We start from the raw sequence: 18,987 nt of genomic DNA, 5'->3' as shown, positions 1-18,987 counted from the left end.
ATGAGTAGTACAGCAAAATATCTCTTTACCATTTTACTTGTGTTTTCCGGGCTTGTTTGTTTGTATTACATCAACCAAAATAGGTTACACCCAAATGAAACCACAGAAGAACTTAAACTCGTAAACAATTTCCTCGGCTCTTCCGTGAAAAGCTTTGTCCCTGAGGCAAAAAATAAAACATGGCGAAAGATTCTGTCTAAACATTCTTTTTCTAAAGATCAAAGAATAGGTTTCAGAGCAGTGAACAACACAAATGAAGATTTTCTCTCAAAAGAGCTTGTTTTGCTAATCGAAATAGATCCAAAAGACTCTGCATACAGCAAGGTGCTTGCTGACAACAATATGCAAATCGACAGTTTAACTATAGGGTTGTATTTTTTAATTCCAAAAGATTCAAAAACACAAAATTATCAACTTAAAAAAACTACGCTGTGGGATATGACGAAAAAAAACCAACCTTTCATGGTCATTTTACAGGACGTTGATTCTTCGCAATTAGTAGCAGAGCTTGTTAACAACAAACCCCTAAGTTTACCGACAGAGATACTTTCTTTATTGCTTTCAAATTACAAATAAATAATACCGTAAAAAGACTTAACCGTTTGCTTGTGATTCATAGCAATAAGTTAAGAAACAACCCTTTTACGCCTCATTACTTTTTAACATATTCAAGGCAAGGTTCATCTCGCTTCTTAAGCGATTTTGCACGGAACCCCTCACAGCGGCACTAGAAGATGCGAACTGACCTGAGCGAATTTTATAAACGCTTTTGATTAAAGCTTCGCCAAGTTCGTTACTTGTAGCGATATTTACGCCTTCTTTATTTTCAAATTTGTCGGCGGCTTGATTAAAAGCTCTTGCAAAAATTCTGTTTGCACCAGAAGGACCATGTTGCACTGCCGTACTAAAAATTACTTCATGCATGGCAAGTGGCATGTTTTCAGGTTCTATTCCCGTTGATTTTGAAATAGCTCCAAGGGCGGGAAGGTAGTGGCTCGCTTGAATAAATTGCTCTTGCAAATTTTCAAAACGCTCAGGTTCACTGCTAGCAATTTGTTTCCAGACAGCCGGCATTTTTCCGGTGCGTCCGCCTGTGTTTGCCGAACCGGCGGCTTTCAACTTGCTTGCAATATCAGGAGCGACATCATCTAAAAAGTCAATAAAAGCGTCCATACTACCTACTCTTGAAGCTAATTGATACTTTCCGTAAGAAGTTCCGCCGGCACGGTCATAACCAATAGCGGCTATTCCGTCCCTGCCCGATTCAAATTTTGCAGCCAAAGAACCAATGCCCCCGCGTGAATTTCTTAATTCTTCAAGAAATTGATCGCTATCAGGGTTAAAACGTTGAGTGCTTTTTAACATATCGTTTAAGGCACTGCGAATAGTGGAATTTTTATTGAGTGTTCGTCTGTGTTGTCCGACTCTTACCGCCATTTCGCCACGTTCGCTTCTTTCCGAACCCGCTTTTTTTAATTTTTCATGAAAGGCATTTAAAAAAGGAGCTTGCTTTAAACCCGCCGATTGCAGATCGTCAATACCCATCTGAGACGCAAGTTCAGGGTTGGCAAACAAAGAATCGAGCGTTTTTAACGGATCCGGGCTTGACTGCATTACCTTAGCAAAGGTAGAAAGAGAATGAGCGTTTTTACGTTGCCCATCTGCATCGCTCACCATTTGTTCGGTCATAAAGTGGCGACCGGCGTTTTTTTCTGCCATTACTTGTTGTGTATTAAGCTTTTTCTTTTCTTTATTGTTCAAAGCCTGAATGTTTTCTTGTAATGAATCTGCAAATAAGTTATTGGAATTAGGTTGAAAAGAATTTGCACGAGAAGACGGACTAACCCCGCCGGGTAATCTTTTTGGCGTTTTAGACGCTAAATTTTGGTGTAAACCTTCTATATTAAATATCGTTTTATTATATGTCATAACTCAAAACTCCTTAACTTTATTGCCTAACGCTTTGTAACAACTATATTTATTTTAAATACTTAAAAATAACTCTACAACTTTTCTTTAATAAAAGGTATCTTGCTTAAACGTCAATATCAACGACAAGCAAAAACTGTTCCCATCTATATTTATACTATAAAATCATAGATGTTATTACTAATAACACAATAAAATATCAAACTATTGTCAAAAAATTGTTTTTTAAGGTTCAAACGGTAATATTATGAATAAAACAAAAAACTCAAGCTTGATTGCACAAAACAAAAAAGCTCGCCATCTTTATGAACTTTTAGATTTTTTTGAAGCGGGTTTAGTTTTAACCGGCCCTGAGGTAAAAAGTCTAAGAGCGGGAAAGTGTAGCTTTACTGACGCTTATGTGGAAATAAAAGAAGGCGAAGCTTTTGTGAGCGGTTTACATATCGCCCCTTACGCCAACGCCGGATATGCCCCTCAGAACCCCGATAGGTTAAAAAAGCTTTTGTTACACAACAAAGAAATCCACAGCCTAACGGTTAAACTTGAACAAAAAGGTTTAAGCGTAGTACCCACAAAAATATATTTTAAAAACGGTAAAATAAAACTTGAAATCGCTCTTGGACGCGGTAAAAAACTTTATGACCAACGAGAAACTTTAAAACGCCGTGCCATTGAAAGAGATATGGAAAGAGAAATATAAATATCACCTTTATTTTTATTCAACTTGCCCTTCATTTTTTCCATTCAAGCCAAGACGAGATAAAAAATGCAATTTTTTAAAAAAATGCGTGGTTGTCAAAAAAGAACCCATTCCACGACTGACTTTAACGAGCTTCTTTGGTCTATAATCGGGCTATTTGTAGCAATAGGCGGTTTAAGCGGACTTCAACTTATTTTGTTTGGCTCGCTGGCTCATGGCGGAATTATTATTGCACCGCTCGGAGCCTCGGCAATCATCATTTTCAGCTCGCCAAACTCACCTTTTTCACAACCACGCAATCTGGTTTTGGGGCATATAATTTCTGCATTTTGCGGAGTCAGTTCCGCTTTAATTTTTAAAGAACATATTTGGCTCGCTTCGGGTTTGGCGGTAAGTTCTGCATTTTTATGTATGCAACTTGCTCAAGCGATACACCCACCCGGCGGAGCAACCGCTCTCTTTGCCGTTATCGGCGGGGCAAATATCAAACAGCTCGGTTATCTTTATGTTTTAATGCCCGCCGGAATCGGGGCTGTTGTGCTCATGGTGATTGCCTTAATTTTTATTAATCTTTCAAAAAACAGACAATATCCGCAATATTGGCGTTAAAATTATTGTTTTAGCAAATTGAAAAAGAGTTTAACTTCATGAAACTAAACGGACGTTTAAAAGATTTGTTTGAGGCTTTTACAAAAATAAATGAAACGGCATTGCAAGATGAGCGTTTAATTTCTTCGCATGTTTTGTCAAAAGCACCAAACTATAATGATATTTTAAAAAAGTTTTTGCTAAAAGAACCGCCCCATTCCCCAAACTCTAAAAGTTGGCGTTTTTACTACGCTTTATTGCTTTTGTTCATAAAATATTTATTAAATAATCTTGGGCATTTAGCCTTTATACTCACAGCTTTGCTCGCAATAAAACTTTCGGGTTTTAAAACTTTTTCATTAAAAACAAATAAAAACCCTCAAGCTTTTTTATTTATTGATACTTTTTTGTTAATTCCCAAAATCATTCAAGATAAATGTTTCAAAGAGGCATATTTACCCAACTTAAAAGCTCAAAACCTACAACGCATTTATATTTTTCGCCTTTATGGCTCTCGCAACCCTTTGAAGATCTATCAAGCTTTTAAAATTTTAAGTAAACAAAAAGACTTTGAACAGCTTCCATTTTTGGCGTTAACAGACTTAAATTTATTGAGCTTTTCTGATTTTTTGAGTCTGTTAAAACATATCGCTTTATTTCCCTTTAGTTTATTGCGTTTAATCAAAACAATAAAACAAAGCGAGTTATATCGCAATAAAAGCGACGATTCGCCTATTCCTTATATTTTGGATAGCCTTAAGCAAAGCCTCGGGCATTGTAATCTTATTCCGGAGGCGAGGCGTTTATTTGGCTTGCGTTTGGGTCAAGTTTTAAATCTTTATGTAGATGAAAGCTTACTGTCAAAATCACGACTTATTAGTTGGCACGAAAATCAGAGCATCAACAAAGCGTTTTATTATGGCTTGCGTCAAGCCTCAGGTTTAATTCCTGTCAACAACACAAGAAACAATCAGGCAAACAAAGCCCCTCTAAAGTCTTTGCCTATAATTGGTCTGCAACTTTTTATTTTTCCACATAATTTATTAAATTGTTATCCTGATGCCTTAGAAACAAAAATGGGGTTAGCCCCTGATATAACTATGTATTCAGGAAAATATTTTATTAGTCAAAATCCGGACGAGAATATTTTGGGAAATTCCAATAGCTTTGTGCAAAAACTGGAGCTTGGAGCATCGTTACGCTATGCCCAATTGTTTAAACAATTACGAAACGAAGATTTTAAACTGGCAAGGAAACGCCTCAACACTCAAGCTTTTACAAGCTGTTTGGTTTTATTGTCTTATCACCCCGACGAAACAAGACTTATTCTCAATTTTGTTAAAGAAATAAGCCTTTTACACCCTGAATTTTCTTTTAGTTTACGTTTTCACCCCGCAACGCAAATTCAAGATTTTCAAACTCTTTTGCCTGAAAAATATACTCTCGCCAAAGGTAGTTTATACGACAATTTTGCAGACTTTAGCTTTGTTCTCGGATCAGGTTCTGGAGCCTTAACCGAAGCCGTAGCTCTCGGCGTTCCTGCCGTACACATTGATAATGAAACAGATAACGAAGATATCAGCCTTAATTATCTCGGCGAATTTGGAAAAAATATTCTTTGGGTTCGCGTTAACAATAAAAACACTTTTCTTGAAGCAATAGAAAAACTCGCCAAACAAACCAAAGCGAGCGAACATGAATTATTGACCACTCAATTTAGAGAACTGTTTTTTATCGAACCCACACAAGAGGCAATTCAAAAAATGCTTAAGTAATGAGTTTATTAACAAAAATTTCAGCAAAAAGACTTTTTTGTTTCTTGTTATTCTACAGCAGAAAATATTCTTTTTTCTAGCTCTCGATTACTCTCTTGCTCAATTTCAAGTTACTTCTTCAACAACTCTTCACGTTCTTGTACAGACGTTAGTTGTTCTCGTAATGCTTTAAGCTTTTCCTCTGTTTCCCATAGCTCTTGCTACACTGATACCGAGAAATATAGTATTTTCCACCACCATTCACCATATTTTCTGTACATACCAAGCCTATATCTTGGTTGTATCATTTAATATTTTTTTCAAAGTTTTCAATATGTACTCTTGTTCACCTATACCAAGCTCCACCCAAAGAGGAAGACGAATTAAACATTCTGATTGTTTTATAGTCATTGCAAGCTCCCCTTGTACTCTTCCAAATTGCCTTCCAGCCGGAGAAGAGTGTAGCGGAATATAGTGGAACACAGCATTAATACCGGCATCTTTTAATTTACTTAAAACATCGGTTCGGTTTTTTGTTGATTCAAGTAATATGTAGTACATATGAGCATTGTGAGTACAATGTTCCGGGATTATAGGGCGACGCAAAAGCCCCTCTGTTTCAAGCGGTGCAAATATTTCATGATAATAATTCCAACACTGCATACGCCTTTGAGTAATTCGTTCTGCCTCCTCAAGTTGGGCCCAGAGGAAAGCAGCCATAACTTCTCCCGGTAAAAAAGATGAGCCAACTTCTTGCCAAGTGTATTTGTCTACTTGTCCTCTAAAAAAACGGCTTCTGTCTGTACCTTTTTCTCTAATGATTTCTGCACGCATCGCCAGAGCTGAATCATTAACTAAAAGAGCACCACCTTCACCGGAAATAACATTTTTAGTTTCGTGAAAGCTGTAGGCTCCAAGATGCCCTATACTGCCCAGTGCTTGTCCTTTATAACTCGACATAACTCCTTGGGCAGCATCCTCGACAACCGCAACCCCATGTTTTTTGGCTATTTGCAAAATTGTATCCATCTCACAGGAAACGCCGGCATAATGAACAGGCACAATAGCTTTTGTACGTTCAGTAATAGCATCTTCAATTAATCTCTCATCAATATTTAAAGTATCTTCACGAATATCCACGAAAACAGGCGTTGCACCTCGCAAAACAAAGGCATTGGCCGTTGAAACAAAGGTAAATGAGGGCATAATAACCTCATCACCAGCCTTTATATCAAGGAGCAAAGGCATCATTTCAAGGGCAGCAGTGCAAGAATGGGTTAATAGAGCTTTACTACTTCCTGTTTTTTGTTCAAGCCAAGCATTACAACGTTTGGTAAATGGGCCATCTCCGGCAAGCATGCCTCCAAAGTGAGCTTCTGCAATATAATAAAGCTCTTTACCTGTCATATAAGGACGATTGAAAACAATTGGAGTTTGTTGCATAATCTTAACCTCTTATAAATGAAAGTTCTCTTGTGCAAGATGAAGCATAATCACCCTCAAAATCATTATACGAATGCGAATACTAAAAATGCACTCTTCATTGCTAATCATTTTAATGAAATCAACAATTATTGTTTTAAAATGGCAATTAAATGTTGTCTATCCACTTTGCCGTTTGGGTTTTTGGGAAGTTTATCCATAAGCTCTATTTTACTTGGAATCATATATTCAGGAACAAGAGTTGCCAGTTCCACAAGCAGTTGCTTTGCATCAAGATGACCAGAATAAGCTACAAAAGAAATTAACTTGCCATATGCAGTATTAGTTTTATTATAAATTACAGCTGCTTGGCTAACATTTGGGATTTTCATCAACGCATGTTCAATTTCTTCCAGTTCGATACGGTATCCCATATGTTTAATTTGGTTATCTTTGCGTCCTACAAAAAACAAGCGTCCTTCGTGTTTTCTTACTATATCACCTGTTTTATACATACGCTTCATAAAACGCCTTGAATCCGTCAAGGTATGAAAGGCATTATTAGTTTTTTCTATATCATTAAAGTAACCAGCGGCTACATTTGGACCAATTAACCAAAGTTCACCAATATCGCTTTCACCCCCATCATCATCAACAACACAATAGTCAAAATTTTGATTAAGATACCCAAGAGTTGGTAGCCCTTCCATATCCTCAAAATCAGACTCACTGATGTAATGGGCACTACAAATACAAGTACACTCAGTTGGTCCATAAACGTTAACCAGTTGGGCTTGGTTTGTAAATATGTCATAAAGTTTTTTAAGCTCTATTTTAGGGTATCCTTCTCCCCCAAATGAAATACTACGTAAGTTTTGCAAGCATCCTTTTGCAAAAGCTTTCATGGTCATAAGATAAATTAATAACGAAGGAACAGAAAACCATATTGAACACTGCATATCATGCACATATTTTACCAGATCATATGGCTTTGTTAATAACTCTCTTGGGATTGGGCTTAATGATGCACCTGAAAATAACCCCACAAAAAAATCAAAAACAGAGTTGTCAAAATACATTGGGCTAATATTAGCAAAATTATCTTTTGGAGTGATGGAAAAACAAGTCTTCCCCCATTCTATAAAATGTAAAACATTTTGATGTGTTACAGCAACACCCTTTGGTTTGCCAGTAGATCCTGATGTAAACATTATATACGCAATTGTTGCCCCATCTACCTGTTTTACCAATTCATCTATTTGAGATTGCTGTTTAATTGAAACTGTTGGCAGAATATCTTCTGAAAGTAAGACTAATGGACATTTGTGCGATGTTGAGAGTTCGCACATAGACATTTCATATGAAATATCATCATATGCAAGCAACACTGCACCACTAGTTTCTAAAATATACTGTAACCTTTGTACCGGTGAAGCGACATCTAAACACACATATGGCATACCTAATTTTAGAGCTGCTAACATGAGGGCATAAGATAACGGTTGTTTATTATGACCAATAGCAATAACATCGCCTCGTTTATAACCTTTTTGAATTAACAATTGTGCGAGGCGTTCAACCTGAGCAGATAAATTTTTATAGGTGATTTTACGCTCAGGATAACATAAAGCAAAATTATCACTAAAACTATTAAGTATGTCTTTAACATATACTCCAAGGTTATAATAATGTGTATTCATAGCTGAACCTCAAAAATCTTGTCCCCAACTAGAATTGCTGGGTTATTGTTAAATGAAATATCACTAAATCTTAATATTTCATTATCTTTCTTAAAAAGAATGCTATTTTCATAGCTAAATGCAACAATACCTTCCATAAATTTTTGCATATAATCTGTTAAAAAACAATTTGTTAGAATTTCAGCACGGAAAACAATATAATTTTTATTGTTAACTAAAAACAAGCACCCTTGTGTCCTATTATTAAAAGCTTTAATTTTACGCAAAATAAAATTATTTTCTTCTTTAAAAGTAATAACCCTATCCTCTGGTTTTCGACTATAATAAATATCACTATCTCTTGACTTTTGTGCATATTGAGCCTGAAACTTAAGCAACAGTGCATCTCTAAAAGCTTGTTTTTCAGCACAGAAACTTAACTGATACAAAGTAGTAACATCAAGATTTTCATTATAAGGTATGCTTACTTGAGATATTATGTCTCCTGTATCAACACCATCATCCATTATATGACAAGTAGCTCCAGAATTTTTTTCAAAAAGGATTGCCCCTATAACGGGATCTACTCCTCGTAAATCAGGAAGACAAGAGGGATGAATATTTACATATTTTGCAACAGGCATTTGTGATATAGGCAAAATATAAGGACATCCATTAGATACTAAAATATCAAAAGACATCGCTGAAAGGTGGTACAACAATTCTTGTTTATTATTTATAATAATATAATGACAAGGCAAAGATAAAAAACCATTTTTCAAGTCTCGTTCTAAATGGGTATTAGCAACAACAAAGACTTTTTTTAAATTAACCCCTGTAGCACACATTTCCTCTAAAACAAAACGTCTGTTACCCACAAATACAAATTGCCTATCCCTCATCTAAATAACCAATCCACCATCAACGGGCAAAATAGCACCATTAATAAAGTCGTTTTCTATAAGACAAGCTACCGCTTTAGCCACTTCATATGGTTCACCGAGTCGTCTTAGTGGTGTGTTACTCATAATATGTTTCAAAATAGGTTCGGAAAGAGATTTCTTTGTTGAATCGGTACCTATAAAACCTGGTGCAACTGCATTACAACGAATTCCATATCGTCCCAATTCTTTTGCCCACGTTGCTGTCATAGCATTTACTCCTGCTTTAGCTGCGGAATAGGCTGTCTGGCCCTCATTACCGTGTGCACTAATTGAACTGATATTAATAATCACGCCCTTGGTACGTTTTAAGACCATTTGTTCTACTACAGCAGAAGTCATAATAAACACAGAGTCGAGATTAACTTTAAGAGAGTCAGAAAAACGTTGATAATCATGCATCATATTTTGTGGATTCATAATATTAACAAAGGGCTCGCTAAAAATTACGCCAGCATTATTTACCAAAACATCAATATGTCCATGCTCTGCAACAATGTGTTTAGCAATTCTTTGGGCTTGTTCCGGAGAGGTTACGTCAAGGGCATGCAACTCAAATGTGCTTGGCAAGTTTTTTAGTGCTTCTGCATTACAATCTGCAATAATCACAAATGCCCCACATGATTGCAAGTGTGTTGCAATCGCATAACCAAGCCCTTGTGCCCCTCCCGTTACTAATATTTTAGCTTGCTCAAGCTTCAAGGTTTACTCCTTTATCCGTCAAAACAGCTATTATATCGGAAACTGTTACCATGCGTATAATATCCACAATTTCCAATTCAATATTGTATTCTCTTTCAAGAGACACGACCAAATCCATTTGCTTTAAAGAATCCCAACTTCCAACATCTTCTTTAGTTAACTCTGGCACAATTTCTCTAAGGCGAAGAGAAAACACCTCTGCCAAAAGTTCTTTTAAGCGATCATTCATATTTATACTCCAAAATATTTGGCATAGTCTTCAGAACTGTATCTCAACTGTTCTGCCGAGCGAGCAAGGTGTACTGTGTTGGGCTTTGTATTTTTGCTAATAAAGGCTGAACCGCCAATAAGATTATAGGCACCGACTGTAATATTATTAACAATCGTTGAATTCACACCCAAAAAACTGTTTTGCATCAGGTGTACCTTGCCAGAGATAACGGTTCCCGCAGCCAACCAACAGTTTTTGTCAATACGTGAATGGTGTGCAACCGTAGTATTACACCAGATCATACAATTATCGCCAACATGACAAAAAGGTTCAACCACAGCCCCAGGAAATATTAATGTCCCTTCTCCGATAGGAAAATGTGTGTACACTTTTGCATCTGGGTGAATATAAGTTTCAATTGAATATCCAAGCTCTTTTAAACGTGTAAACATGGATTCGCGAACTCGGTTAATATTATCATAGCCCATTGCCATGATCACAGTATATTCATTAGGAGAATACTCTTGCACGATTTTTGAAAGTCCAATAGAGGAAACCTGTTTGAGTGTCGCAGTCTCTATATACTCATCATCAACGGTAAGAGCAACCACGTGATACCTTGAGTCATTGGCAAGATAGTCATAAATAATTTCTGCCGTAACAGCGTTTCCAGCAAGAATAACTTTTTTCATTCTTCCTCCAATACGGCAAGCCCAAATCCGGTTTTACCGTAACCATTTCCATTATATAGCATATAAAGAATATCCTTATGCTCAAAAACATAGGGGTAGCAAACCATTTCAGAATCCCAACCCGAGGGAGAGACATCAAGTCCAGAAATCGAATCATTTCTGTTCCAGTGAATGCCATCTTTTGAACTAGCAAAGCCAATTCTATACGTTGATATGTACTTTGTCGCCCTATGAGCAAACCACATGTTGTAAGTCCCGTTATAAAAATATACACTAGGGCGCCCAAACGCATACTCATACTCGTCTGCAAAAGGGATGCACATTTTTGTATCACAAACCCAATTCACACCATCAGTTGATTCCGCATGATGAAAGCCGTATTTATGATGCCAACCTTCTTTCGTTCTTTCCCAACTTATGCCTGAGTTATACCAAGTATGCCACAATCCATTTTTTATATAAAAAGCTGTTGCCGCAGCAAATAAAGGGTTAGTTTTATCTCGCCCAAGCACTGGACCTGTAAATTCTTTTTCTAAAGTTAGTGTGTGTGGGTTTAAGATGGCTCTCCCAGTATCGCAAATCCACATTTTTTCGGGTAAATTTTGCCAGCCAACATAGTACAAATAAATACTATCATTGTTTTTAACAAAGGCACCGCTGATAACTCCGTCACAATCAAAATAGCCAGGTTCTCCATAACTTAATGTTAATTTTGGCTCTCCAAGTAGCTCAATTGTACCATTTGATACTCTCGCATATGATAAAAATATTTGTGAACGCTGTTTGTAATCCCTCATTGTAAAGGCTAAAATAAAAATGTCATCTTTATAATGGATAGCACATGGGTGTGATCCATGCGAAAGCCCGTCAATATTGGATTGAAAAAGAAGTCCTTTTTTTTTCCATGGAAAAGGCTTTGTGTAATTAAAAACATAATTCAAAGGCATTTCTTATTCTCCAAGAGAATTATATAAAAGTGATTCTAAAAAATCGACTCGACTAATACCCCGTGCCGCAGCCTCGGCATATATTTTATCTTTCAATTCAGGATTAATGCCTTCTAGCTGTCCCAAATACCTAGTACGAATACTACCACCACGCAATCCAACATGTTTAATATCTAAATTAACAACAGGTTCTGCTCCAACTATAAATTCAATACAGTAAAAAGAGTTTGATAACTCCCACGTTAATTTAACTTCTTGTGCATTTCTAGGCAAAAATTGCAATGGAGGCGTAAACGCATAAAGTGCATTATTCTGTATGAGCATTTTACCGATATCTGTTTTTTGCAACCACGGAGCTAAACCCTCATCCCCGATTACGATTTTACCGCCACACTTCACTACCCGGCTCATTTCTGAAATGCCTAACTCTATGTCATCAAACAAATTGATACCACCAAAATGATACGCAGCATCAAAGAATTCATCACTAAACGGTAAAGACGTTGCGTCACTAACAGAAAAAAATACTTTTATCTCTGAACTCACGCTGTTTTCTTGGTAACGTTTTGCTCCAACTAGAAGCATTTGTTCTGAAATATCTTGTGCATATATTTCCCCACTCCCATTTAAAGAATTAACTATAAATGGCAAGTCATTACACGCCCCAGCTCCTGTAACAAGGACAGTATCACCTTTCTTTAATTGCAAACGATTAACCATACGTGTACGCAAATGGTGCTCTTTTTCATTAAAAGTAGCAAACAGCCAATTTAAAGCATTATCGTGCATTTCAACAGCATCATTTACTGTGTACTCATTAATATTATCATCTGCTTTTGCAAAAATAGGAATAGTCGTACCAGAAGCATACATATAAGAATGACCATTTCCACAACGCAATTCGTTATCTACCTCATTAAGAACAGTGTGATTACACTCTTTTTGAGGACAACAGTAAGTATTCTTTTTCATTAAATCATCCTTTTTTGACAAACAACCCATATCAACCGTTCATCTATTCCATAATAATCATTTTGAGCAACCCCAAACGAAAAATTTTTAAAATACGACGAAAGCATACGCTCTGCTTCTTCACTATTTACAAAAGCATGTAGCCTATAGCCATTGCGATTACCATATGGATCATTGTTGATAGTAAATGTTCCGTCTGCATTGCGGATAGCATTTTTAAAAATATATGAATCAGATTTAGCAATAGAAGCAACTAAGTAACCATTAGGCTTCAACACACGACTGTATTCTTGCATATTGTCATGAAATGTTTGCTCTTCATTACAATAATAGCAACTATGACAAGCAAGTATACAATCAAAGTAAGCATTGGGAAAAGGAATTGCACTGTTGTGCCCTACCTGCAAATCTGCATCTAGCCCGACTTTATTTAAACGTTTTTTTAATTGAGTGTTAATGCCTTCAGTTAATTCAACCCCACTGACAGCAAAGCCCTGTTCGCACAAGAAAAAAGTGTTTCTTCCATCACCAAAACCAATGTCAAGCACACTTGCACCAATTGGAAGTTTGGAGAAGTTAAGGTTAGGATAGTTAGCTAAAAAAGTTCTTACTACAAACTCTGTGGGGTAGAGTTTTCCTCTGCTTCTTTGAGCGTAAAACTTTTCATAGTTTTCCCCAACTTGTTTATCTTGTAACATTATGTCTCCGGCTTTGTTTATTTTTTCAACAAAGGCTTCATATATTCACAAATCTCATATAATTAGCAGAGTTTTTGCCACAATTGAACAGCAAGTCAAGTATACTCACGCCGTGTTCAAAATTACCATACAACTGTGGATATTCTTTATAGCCAATGTAATCAAACCATGTCAACTTAATGTTATATTCCTCAAAAATATCTGGGATTATATATCCTTTTGCGGCTGGGCCAGAGATATATTCCGTTCCACCAGCTTTTTTACACAAATCAGCTAGTCGCTCAGTTTTACCCTCAACCAGTGTATAATCCCAGGAACAGGTTATCTTTGTTTTAATGCCTAAATAGCTACATATAGCCTGAATAAACTTTTGGTTAAGTTGAGACAAATGGGTATATTCTTCTTGAATATACAAAGGTTCAAGCCAATCAGATATTTCCTTAAAACATAAAGATTTTTTATATTGATGCAAAAATGTTTTCCAGTGTTTACCTTGCCAACTAGAGTTTTCAATTTTTGTATCTTTTATGGTCTGTTCATATTGCCCTTTTACGACAACAGGAACCGTCAGCCACTGTAAACCTTGGGCAGTCTTTATAAGGTTTCTGTTGCGCCAGTCCCTACGAGTATACTGCATATCGTCATAAATTATAAACTCATCAACGGCAGCAACCATGTCAAAGTATCCCTTCCATGGAATATAATTTGATTGAAGGATCGCTACTTTTTTCATATTAAAATCTGACATTAAATACACCGATATAGAGGGTTAAACCCAGCTGAAAATATTTTTTAGGTAATTCTTTAATCTTTAGTAACATATATCACTGTAGTTTTTGCGTGCAATTGTATTGTCTAAATATGGCTTAATCGCTTGTCGGTTTTTTTCTATTGTGGGGTTTATAATAAATTCGCTAAAACTTATATCTTTTATAGTATTTATATCATAAATTATACCACCAGCATCTTGAATGATTTCACTACTACCTGCTAAGGGTTCACAGTAAATCTTTGTACCAAGATATAAAAGGATACGCATTGTGCCAAAGGCTTGTTGGCGTTTTTGTGGAAAAATCGCTACGTCCATATCATTAAGTAATGTCATGTACTGTTGAATATCAAGTTTTTTATCAATGCTCGTAAATTTTTCACCAAACAAATTTTTGCCAACTAGTTTGACACTCTCAGCATATTGCATATCTCCATAATTTAACGGGCAGTATATTGAAATATCTTCATTTCCAAAACATTTTTGTAGCAAACACAATATTTCTATATGGTTAAGCTGTTTAGATGCACTATGTCCAACTAAAATATTATGTCCTGCGTGTTTCCTTTTGTTTATAAATAAAGAATCAAGTTCCAAGGCAAATCCTTGTTGATCTGGTCCACCTGACAATTTATCTGCAACAACGTTAAACTTTGTTTTAGCTAAATCTTTTTCTGCACTAGATCCAACAATTATTCTACCCATATTTTGTACTAAGTTTATCCTTAGTTCATCAACTGGTGCTTCTGCTAAATCTCCACCCCAAACCACCCACGTAGTCTTGGGTAACAATTCCCTATTTACCCACAAAAACTGCATATATTCATAAAAAAACATACCCTGCAGGATAATTTTTTTTGCTTTTTCCATAACACCCAAAAACATCGGATCATTTGCAACCAGATCATCGTTGATAAAGAAAACATTAGAGTGCTGTTCTGTTATACCTTTTGTATCATTATAAGGTAAAACAAAAAAAACATGTTCTTGCGAATCAAACGTAGCGTTGATGAACTCAATAATATCCGCAGCTTGCTTACTATCAAACATTAAATGCACACAATATTTATTGGGATATAGCATCACACTTTTTGTTGAGATATTTTCACCATGAATACGATACGAAAAAAGTATTTCGTCTAAATATTTCAACTTACTCTGTTGTGAAATTTTAAGCATCAAGTCGTTGTCTTTAAGGAGAGCTTCTTTTGTAAAAAAAACAATCTGCTCAAAAATACTTTTACGAATTAGATAACCATTCGGAATAGAATTACCTTTAAGCAGGTTCTTAAAAATCTCAAAATCAGAAGAGAGAAAATCCACATCTGGACGGTTCTGGGGTAAATATTGCCCCAAGGTATTATAAATAAATCCAGTTGATATATCACGGTTATAAGGATCACCAATAACCAAAGTCTGACCTTTACCATCAATATATTCATTATCACCAGCAACAAGAGCATAACCTTCATTATTTTCTAAAAAATTATGTAAAGTTTCTAGTGCTTGTGGCTTTGCAATATTATCAGACGCAATTAAATAGACATATTTCCCTTGAGCAAGATTAAGTAATTTATTTAATGTTTCATATCTACCTAAATTGTTTTGCGTTTCAAAAACAACCCTGACAAACCTGTTTTCACATTTTTTTGCAAAACTCTGAATGACATTCCATGTACGATCTGTTGATCCATCATTTATAATTAAAAGCTCAATATTTTTATAACTCTGGGCAATAATTGATTTTATCGTTGTTGCAATATATAGTTCATGGTTATATGCTGGAATTATTACAGATATTAGATTATTTGATACATTCATTTGCGAAATATTCCTATTGATATAACTTGATTAATTTTTAAAATTCATAACCGGAACAAATAATAATATTTTATTTATAATCATTTAGTATCCTAACAACTTCTAACTGCATTATCGGTCAAAACAGAATTTAGGTAATGACAACCCCTCTCGTTAAATTTGTTCGGACATTAAATATCTTTGACTAGATAATTTTTGATATGCCCCTTGCTTATAAAGCGGTGTAGGGTAATGGATCATTGTCTGAATTTAAAGCTATCTGAATTTCACCTAAACGTGAGCTTACACATCTTAAAAATTGCTATTTAACCTTATAACGGGCTAAAAAAATTATCATTATATTGCTTGTTACTACCGGGGTTGATCACAAGGACCAACATATTCGCATATCATGTCATATAATCGCAAAACTTCTTCAAATTGTGCTTGTTTGCTAGTATCCGGTTGTTTGCTTTCTTTTAATTCTTTATATGTGCTTAAGCATAGGTTTTTAGCTATCGAACCAAAGAAAACATATTTTTTGTCGAAATACAAGTATAGATCTACAAAAAATTGCACATTCAGATTATTTTGTTCAATCACATCTAAACCTGTCCAAATCCCATCACCGGTCATGCAATAGACGGAACTTATGGTATTATGAAAGAACATTTGCCCCCGCTCTAGATGAATAAAGTTCCTAAAACTATCTCCTCTAAAGGAAATTGCCGCCGGAGTCTCAATAGCATCTATCATTTTCTGTGGCACGCCTTCTTTAAAAATAACATTTCGGAAAACGGTTGCGGAAGTCGCTGTAAAAAAGAATGGAGAGCCTTCGGTTAACGACTCTAAACTTATGGTTGTTTGTTGTAGTCTTGTGTTTATAAAAGGTATATTCTCACCGTTTTGGTGTTGTACCAATGAGTTGTTTCCATAAATAGTAAAGTTTTTGTTAGCTTCTAAAAAATCTATTGCATCTTGTAAAAAATTCTTATTTACCCAAAAGTCATCAGGATCTAAAACACAAAAGTAGTCGGTTTTAGTTATTTTATAAGCACGCAACACATTAGCAAACAATTTTTGATTTTTTTCAGAACAAAGTAACGTGATTCTATCTGGATATTTCTCCATAAACTCTTGCACGATTTCTACACTGCCGTCTGAAGAGGCATCATCTGCAACAATAACCTTAAAATCAAAGTTGGTTTGTTGTTTAAAGACAGAATTCAAAGCCTTACGAATATATTTTACCTTGTTGTAAGTCGGCATTATTATAGTCAGAAGAGTTTTTGACATGGCTATTCCTATTTAAAATCAAAGTTAGTTTGCTTTCTAAAAACAAAGTTCAGCTCATTGCGAATATATTTCACCGGAGCGTAAATAAGCATTATATGTAAATACTATTTTGCTCAAAAGCAACCTCATTAATTACACTCAAGTTTATATAAATCTTGCCAATTTTCCAATTGTTCTTTTGTTAGCGGTGTTGTGGACTAGAAGTTTTTCTTTTTCAAGAGTCTTATTGTAGACGTGAACAGCTTATAATGGTTCAATTCAATGTTACATTCAAGGTTCTCTAAAACCCACCAATGTTCCAATTGTTCTGTTGTTAGTGTTGTTGTTGACTTATCGGTGTTATAAATAAGTCCGCTAACAGCTTCATTATCAGAGAATGTTATGGTTACTATTAATCTACCGTTTTCACAGTATAATTTCATAATCCCTTCTTTATTGTCTGCTACCCAAGGTATTTCTCCTGATAGCTTTCCGCTCTCATGGTAGATTTTCGCAATTCCCTCTTGTTTACCTGCGACATAGGACGTTTGATAAAAAAGCTTTCCATTTTCGTGATAATGTTTTTGGATTCCTTCTTCGTTATCGTTGACATAAGTTTTTTCTGATTCAAGAGTGCCGTCATGTTGATAATGTCGTCTAATTCCCTCGATTTTTCCGGCAACATATGGAATTTCATCTTTAACTTTTCCATATCCATAATATGACTTTTCAACACCGTCTTGTTTATTGTTTACATAGGGAATTTCTGTTGAGATGCTTCCGTCTTCGTAATAATATTTTTGAATTCCTTCTTTCTTGTTGTTACTATATGGAGTTTCTTGCTTGAGCTTTCCTTTGGGATAATAACGTTTTTCAACGCCATGTTGTTCTTCCCCTTGCATGGGAGACTCCACAAAAAGCTCTCCGCTTGGATAGTATACTCTGGCAATGCCTTTTTCTTTTTCTTGTAAAATAGGTATTTCAAATGCCAACTTTTCATTTTGTCCATAAAAACAATCTTTTTTTTCAGATTCATAGACATTGAAGTGTTGCTCTTTTTCAAGCGGAATTACAGTATTGTCATCTACTTTATATTCTCTATTTTCCCCAATTGTTTCGGTACCAATCATCTCAAATTTTTTATCTTTCTTAATTTCTGCCTCGGTTAAAGGGCAGGCATCTTGAGCAAAAGCCTTTGGCGTATTAAAGCAGAAACAAAACACTAAACAAACAGTTAGGGCAAAAGAAGATAATTTCATAAAAGCTCCTTAATTTTTTAATAATTTACAGTAGTTCAATCTAATTACACTTAAGTTTATCTAAATCTTGCCAATTTTCCAACTGTTCTTTTGTTAGTGGTGTTGTTGGCTAAAAGTGTTTCTTTTACAATGGATCTATTTTAGGGACAGTGAACAAAATCATGAGGATAAAATCGCCATCAAAAGGGGCTAACGTGCGTTTAAACTTTTGATGCCGATAGGCATCAACTAATGCGTGATGCGTCGTGGGGTTAAGGGGCGACTAGCCCCTTATGGCGGGAATGCAAAGGGGAAAACATTTTCCCCGTGCCCGTCGGAGACGACCAACAAACTTAATTTCGTGGGAGCGTTAGTTTTTTAATAGATTATAATAAAAACAAGTTTTATTATAGAGATATGAGACGACCCAAATAAAGTTTATTTCGTGGGAGTATGAAGTTTAAATAATAAAGTTATAATAAAAATGTAATTTTATTATATGAATAGTCGGAGGCGACCCAAATAAAGTTTATTTCATGGGAGTATGTTTCCTTTTCATTGCATAATGCTGTTGTTACTGGCGACGCAAAGATGTTTATTTCATAAAAGTATGGGGTGAGAATAAATAGATTATAATAAAAACAAGTTTTATTATAAATATATGAGGCGA

At 35.5% G+C, this 18,987-nt stretch carries 18 protein-coding genes; 4 read left to right on the top strand and 14 right to left on the bottom strand.

Translation table 11 applies throughout. The features are described 5' to 3' along the window. Complete coding sequence (locus BT999_RS07450; RefSeq protein WP_072697158.1) at positions 1-576, top strand: hypothetical protein; 576 nt, start codon at positions 1-3, stop codon at positions 574-576. Between the two features lie 66 nt (positions 577-642). On the opposite strand, the gene BT999_RS07445 is transcribed toward BT999_RS07450, so the two are convergent. Next, the gene (locus BT999_RS07445; protein ID WP_072697157.1) at positions 643-1,929 is read right to left on the bottom strand and encodes a VgrG-related protein; all 1,287 of its coding nucleotides are present in this window, start codon (positions 1,927-1,929) and stop codon (positions 643-645) included. Positions 1,930-2,176: 247 nt separating this feature from the next. Between BT999_RS07445 and smpB the strand changes: the two genes are divergently transcribed. The 3 genes from smpB (at position 2,177) to BT999_RS07430 (ending at position 4,992) form a co-directional block, all read left to right on the top strand. Beyond that, on the top strand, positions 2,177-2,629 hold the full coding sequence (gene smpB / locus BT999_RS07440; RefSeq protein WP_072697156.1) for an SsrA-binding protein SmpB: 453 nt from the start codon (positions 2,177-2,179) through the stop codon (positions 2,627-2,629). A 66-nt stretch (positions 2,630-2,695) separates the two neighbouring features. Further along, positions 2,696-3,238, top strand: coding sequence for an HPP family protein (locus BT999_RS07435; RefSeq protein ID WP_072697155.1), 543 nt, complete (start codon positions 2,696-2,698; stop codon positions 3,236-3,238). Positions 3,239-3,276: 38 nt separating this feature from the next. Continuing rightward, the gene (locus BT999_RS07430) at positions 3,277-4,992 is read left to right on the top strand and encodes a hypothetical protein (RefSeq protein ID WP_072697154.1); all 1,716 of its coding nucleotides are present in this window, start codon (positions 3,277-3,279) and stop codon (positions 4,990-4,992) included. Positions 4,993-5,259: 267 nt separating this feature from the next. Here BT999_RS07430 and rffA read toward each other — a convergent pair whose 3' ends face one another. From rffA to BT999_RS07365, 13 genes are all read right to left on the bottom strand, one after another. Continuing rightward, entirely contained in the window at positions 5,260-6,414 is a 1,155-nt protein-coding gene (gene rffA / locus BT999_RS07425) for a dTDP-4-amino-4,6-dideoxygalactose transaminase (RefSeq protein ID WP_072697153.1), read from the bottom strand. A gap of 128 nt (positions 6,415-6,542) precedes the next feature. After that, the gene (locus BT999_RS07420; protein WP_072697152.1) at positions 6,543-8,093 is read right to left on the bottom strand and encodes an AMP-binding protein; all 1,551 of its coding nucleotides are present in this window, start codon (positions 8,091-8,093) and stop codon (positions 6,543-6,545) included. Beyond that, a complete protein-coding gene (locus BT999_RS07415; protein WP_178139331.1) occupies positions 8,090-8,950 on the bottom strand; it encodes a formyltransferase family protein in 861 nt (286 codons plus the stop codon). The genes BT999_RS07420 and BT999_RS07415 overlap by 4 nt, the downstream gene beginning before the upstream one ends. Before the next feature lie 24 nt (positions 8,951-8,974). Further along, positions 8,975-9,715, bottom strand: a complete 741-nt coding sequence (locus BT999_RS07410; RefSeq protein WP_072697150.1) for an SDR family NAD(P)-dependent oxidoreductase — start codon at positions 9,713-9,715, stop codon at positions 8,975-8,977. Next, positions 9,705-9,944: an acyl carrier protein gene (locus BT999_RS07405; RefSeq protein ID WP_072697149.1), complete on the bottom strand. Its 240-nt coding sequence runs from the start codon at positions 9,942-9,944 to the stop codon at positions 9,705-9,707. The genes BT999_RS07410 and BT999_RS07405 overlap by 11 nt, the downstream gene beginning before the upstream one ends. Positions 9,945-9,946: 2 nt before the next feature. Then, positions 9,947-10,618 (bottom strand): acetyltransferase, encoded by a 672-nt coding sequence (locus BT999_RS07400; protein WP_072697148.1) that lies wholly within the window; start codon positions 10,616-10,618, stop codon positions 9,947-9,949. Beyond that, positions 10,615-11,565 carry a glycoside hydrolase family protein gene (locus tag BT999_RS07395; RefSeq protein WP_072697147.1) on the bottom strand — a complete coding sequence of 317 codons (951 nt, stop codon included), beginning with the start codon at positions 11,563-11,565 and terminating at the stop codon, positions 10,615-10,617. The genes BT999_RS07400 and BT999_RS07395 overlap by 4 nt, the downstream gene beginning before the upstream one ends. A 3-nt stretch (positions 11,566-11,568) precedes the next feature. Beyond that, positions 11,569-12,537 (bottom strand): class I SAM-dependent methyltransferase, encoded by a 969-nt coding sequence (locus BT999_RS07390; RefSeq protein WP_072697146.1) that lies wholly within the window; start codon positions 12,535-12,537, stop codon positions 11,569-11,571. Then, the gene (locus BT999_RS07385) at positions 12,537-13,235 is read right to left on the bottom strand and encodes a class I SAM-dependent methyltransferase (RefSeq protein WP_072697145.1); all 699 of its coding nucleotides are present in this window, start codon (positions 13,233-13,235) and stop codon (positions 12,537-12,539) included. The genes BT999_RS07390 and BT999_RS07385 overlap by 1 nt, the downstream gene beginning before the upstream one ends. Positions 13,236-13,272: 37 nt before the next feature. Beyond that, positions 13,273-13,983, bottom strand: a complete 711-nt coding sequence (locus BT999_RS07380; RefSeq protein ID WP_218587509.1) for a WbqC family protein — start codon at positions 13,981-13,983, stop codon at positions 13,273-13,275. Between the two features lie 63 nt (positions 13,984-14,046). After that, the gene (locus BT999_RS07375) at positions 14,047-15,825 is read right to left on the bottom strand and encodes a TDP-N-acetylfucosamine:lipid II N-acetylfucosaminyltransferase family protein (RefSeq protein ID WP_072697144.1); all 1,779 of its coding nucleotides are present in this window, start codon (positions 15,823-15,825) and stop codon (positions 14,047-14,049) included. A gap of 351 nt (positions 15,826-16,176) precedes the next feature. Next, positions 16,177-17,100, bottom strand: coding sequence for a glycosyltransferase family 2 protein (locus tag BT999_RS07370; RefSeq protein WP_072697143.1), 924 nt, complete (start codon positions 17,098-17,100; stop codon positions 16,177-16,179). A 197-nt stretch (positions 17,101-17,297) separates the two neighbouring features. After that, positions 17,298-18,338, bottom strand: coding sequence for a toxin-antitoxin system YwqK family antitoxin (locus BT999_RS07365; protein WP_072697142.1), 1,041 nt, complete (start codon positions 18,336-18,338; stop codon positions 17,298-17,300). Positions 18,339-18,987: the final 649 nt, after the last annotated feature.

The organism is Desulfovibrio litoralis DSM 11393, from assembly GCF_900143255.1.
Classification (GTDB): Bacteria; Desulfobacterota; Desulfovibrionia; order Desulfovibrionales; family Desulfovibrionaceae; genus Frigididesulfovibrio_A; species Frigididesulfovibrio_A litoralis.
This window is presented reverse-complemented; position numbering and strand designations above follow the sequence as displayed.

Coding starts and splice junctions, on each gene's coding strand:
- BT999_RS07430 (WP_072697154.1), top strand. CDS start 3,277: ATGAAACTAAACGGACGTTTAAAAGATTTGTTTGAGGCTTTTACAAAA.
- BT999_RS07375 (WP_072697144.1), bottom strand. CDS start 15,825: ATGAATGTATCAAATAATCTAATATCTGTAATAATTCCAGCATATAAC.
- BT999_RS07380 (WP_218587509.1), bottom strand. CDS start 13,983: ATGTCAGATTTTAATATGAAAAAAGTAGCGATCCTTCAATCAAATTAT.
- BT999_RS07385 (WP_072697145.1), bottom strand. CDS start 13,235: ATGTTACAAGATAAACAAGTTGGGGAAAACTATGAAAAGTTTTACGCT.
- BT999_RS07420 (WP_072697152.1), bottom strand. CDS start 8,093: ATGAATACACATTATTATAACCTTGGAGTATATGTTAAAGACATACTT.
- BT999_RS07390 (WP_072697146.1), bottom strand. CDS start 12,537: ATGAAAAAGAATACTTACTGTTGTCCTCAAAAAGAGTGTAATCACACT.
- BT999_RS07365 (WP_072697142.1), bottom strand. CDS start 18,338: ATGAAATTATCTTCTTTTGCCCTAACTGTTTGTTTAGTGTTTTGTTTC.
- BT999_RS07450 (WP_072697158.1), top strand. CDS start 1: ATGAGTAGTACAGCAAAATATCTCTTTACCATTTTACTTGTGTTTTCC.
- BT999_RS07435 (WP_072697155.1), top strand. CDS start 2,696: ATGCAATTTTTTAAAAAAATGCGTGGTTGTCAAAAAAGAACCCATTCC.
- rffA (WP_072697153.1), bottom strand. CDS start 6,414: ATGCAACAAACTCCAATTGTTTTCAATCGTCCTTATATGACAGGTAAA.
- BT999_RS07405 (WP_072697149.1), bottom strand. CDS start 9,944: ATGAATGATCGCTTAAAAGAACTTTTGGCAGAGGTGTTTTCTCTTCGC.
- BT999_RS07445 (WP_072697157.1), bottom strand. CDS start 1,929: ATGACATATAATAAAACGATATTTAATATAGAAGGTTTACACCAAAAT.
- BT999_RS07395 (WP_072697147.1), bottom strand. CDS start 11,565: ATGCCTTTGAATTATGTTTTTAATTACACAAAGCCTTTTCCATGGAAA.
- smpB (WP_072697156.1), top strand. CDS start 2,177: ATGAATAAAACAAAAAACTCAAGCTTGATTGCACAAAACAAAAAAGCT.
- BT999_RS07370 (WP_072697143.1), bottom strand. CDS start 17,100: ATGTCAAAAACTCTTCTGACTATAATAATGCCGACTTACAACAAGGTA.
- BT999_RS07400 (WP_072697148.1), bottom strand. CDS start 10,618: ATGAAAAAAGTTATTCTTGCTGGAAACGCTGTTACGGCAGAAATTATT.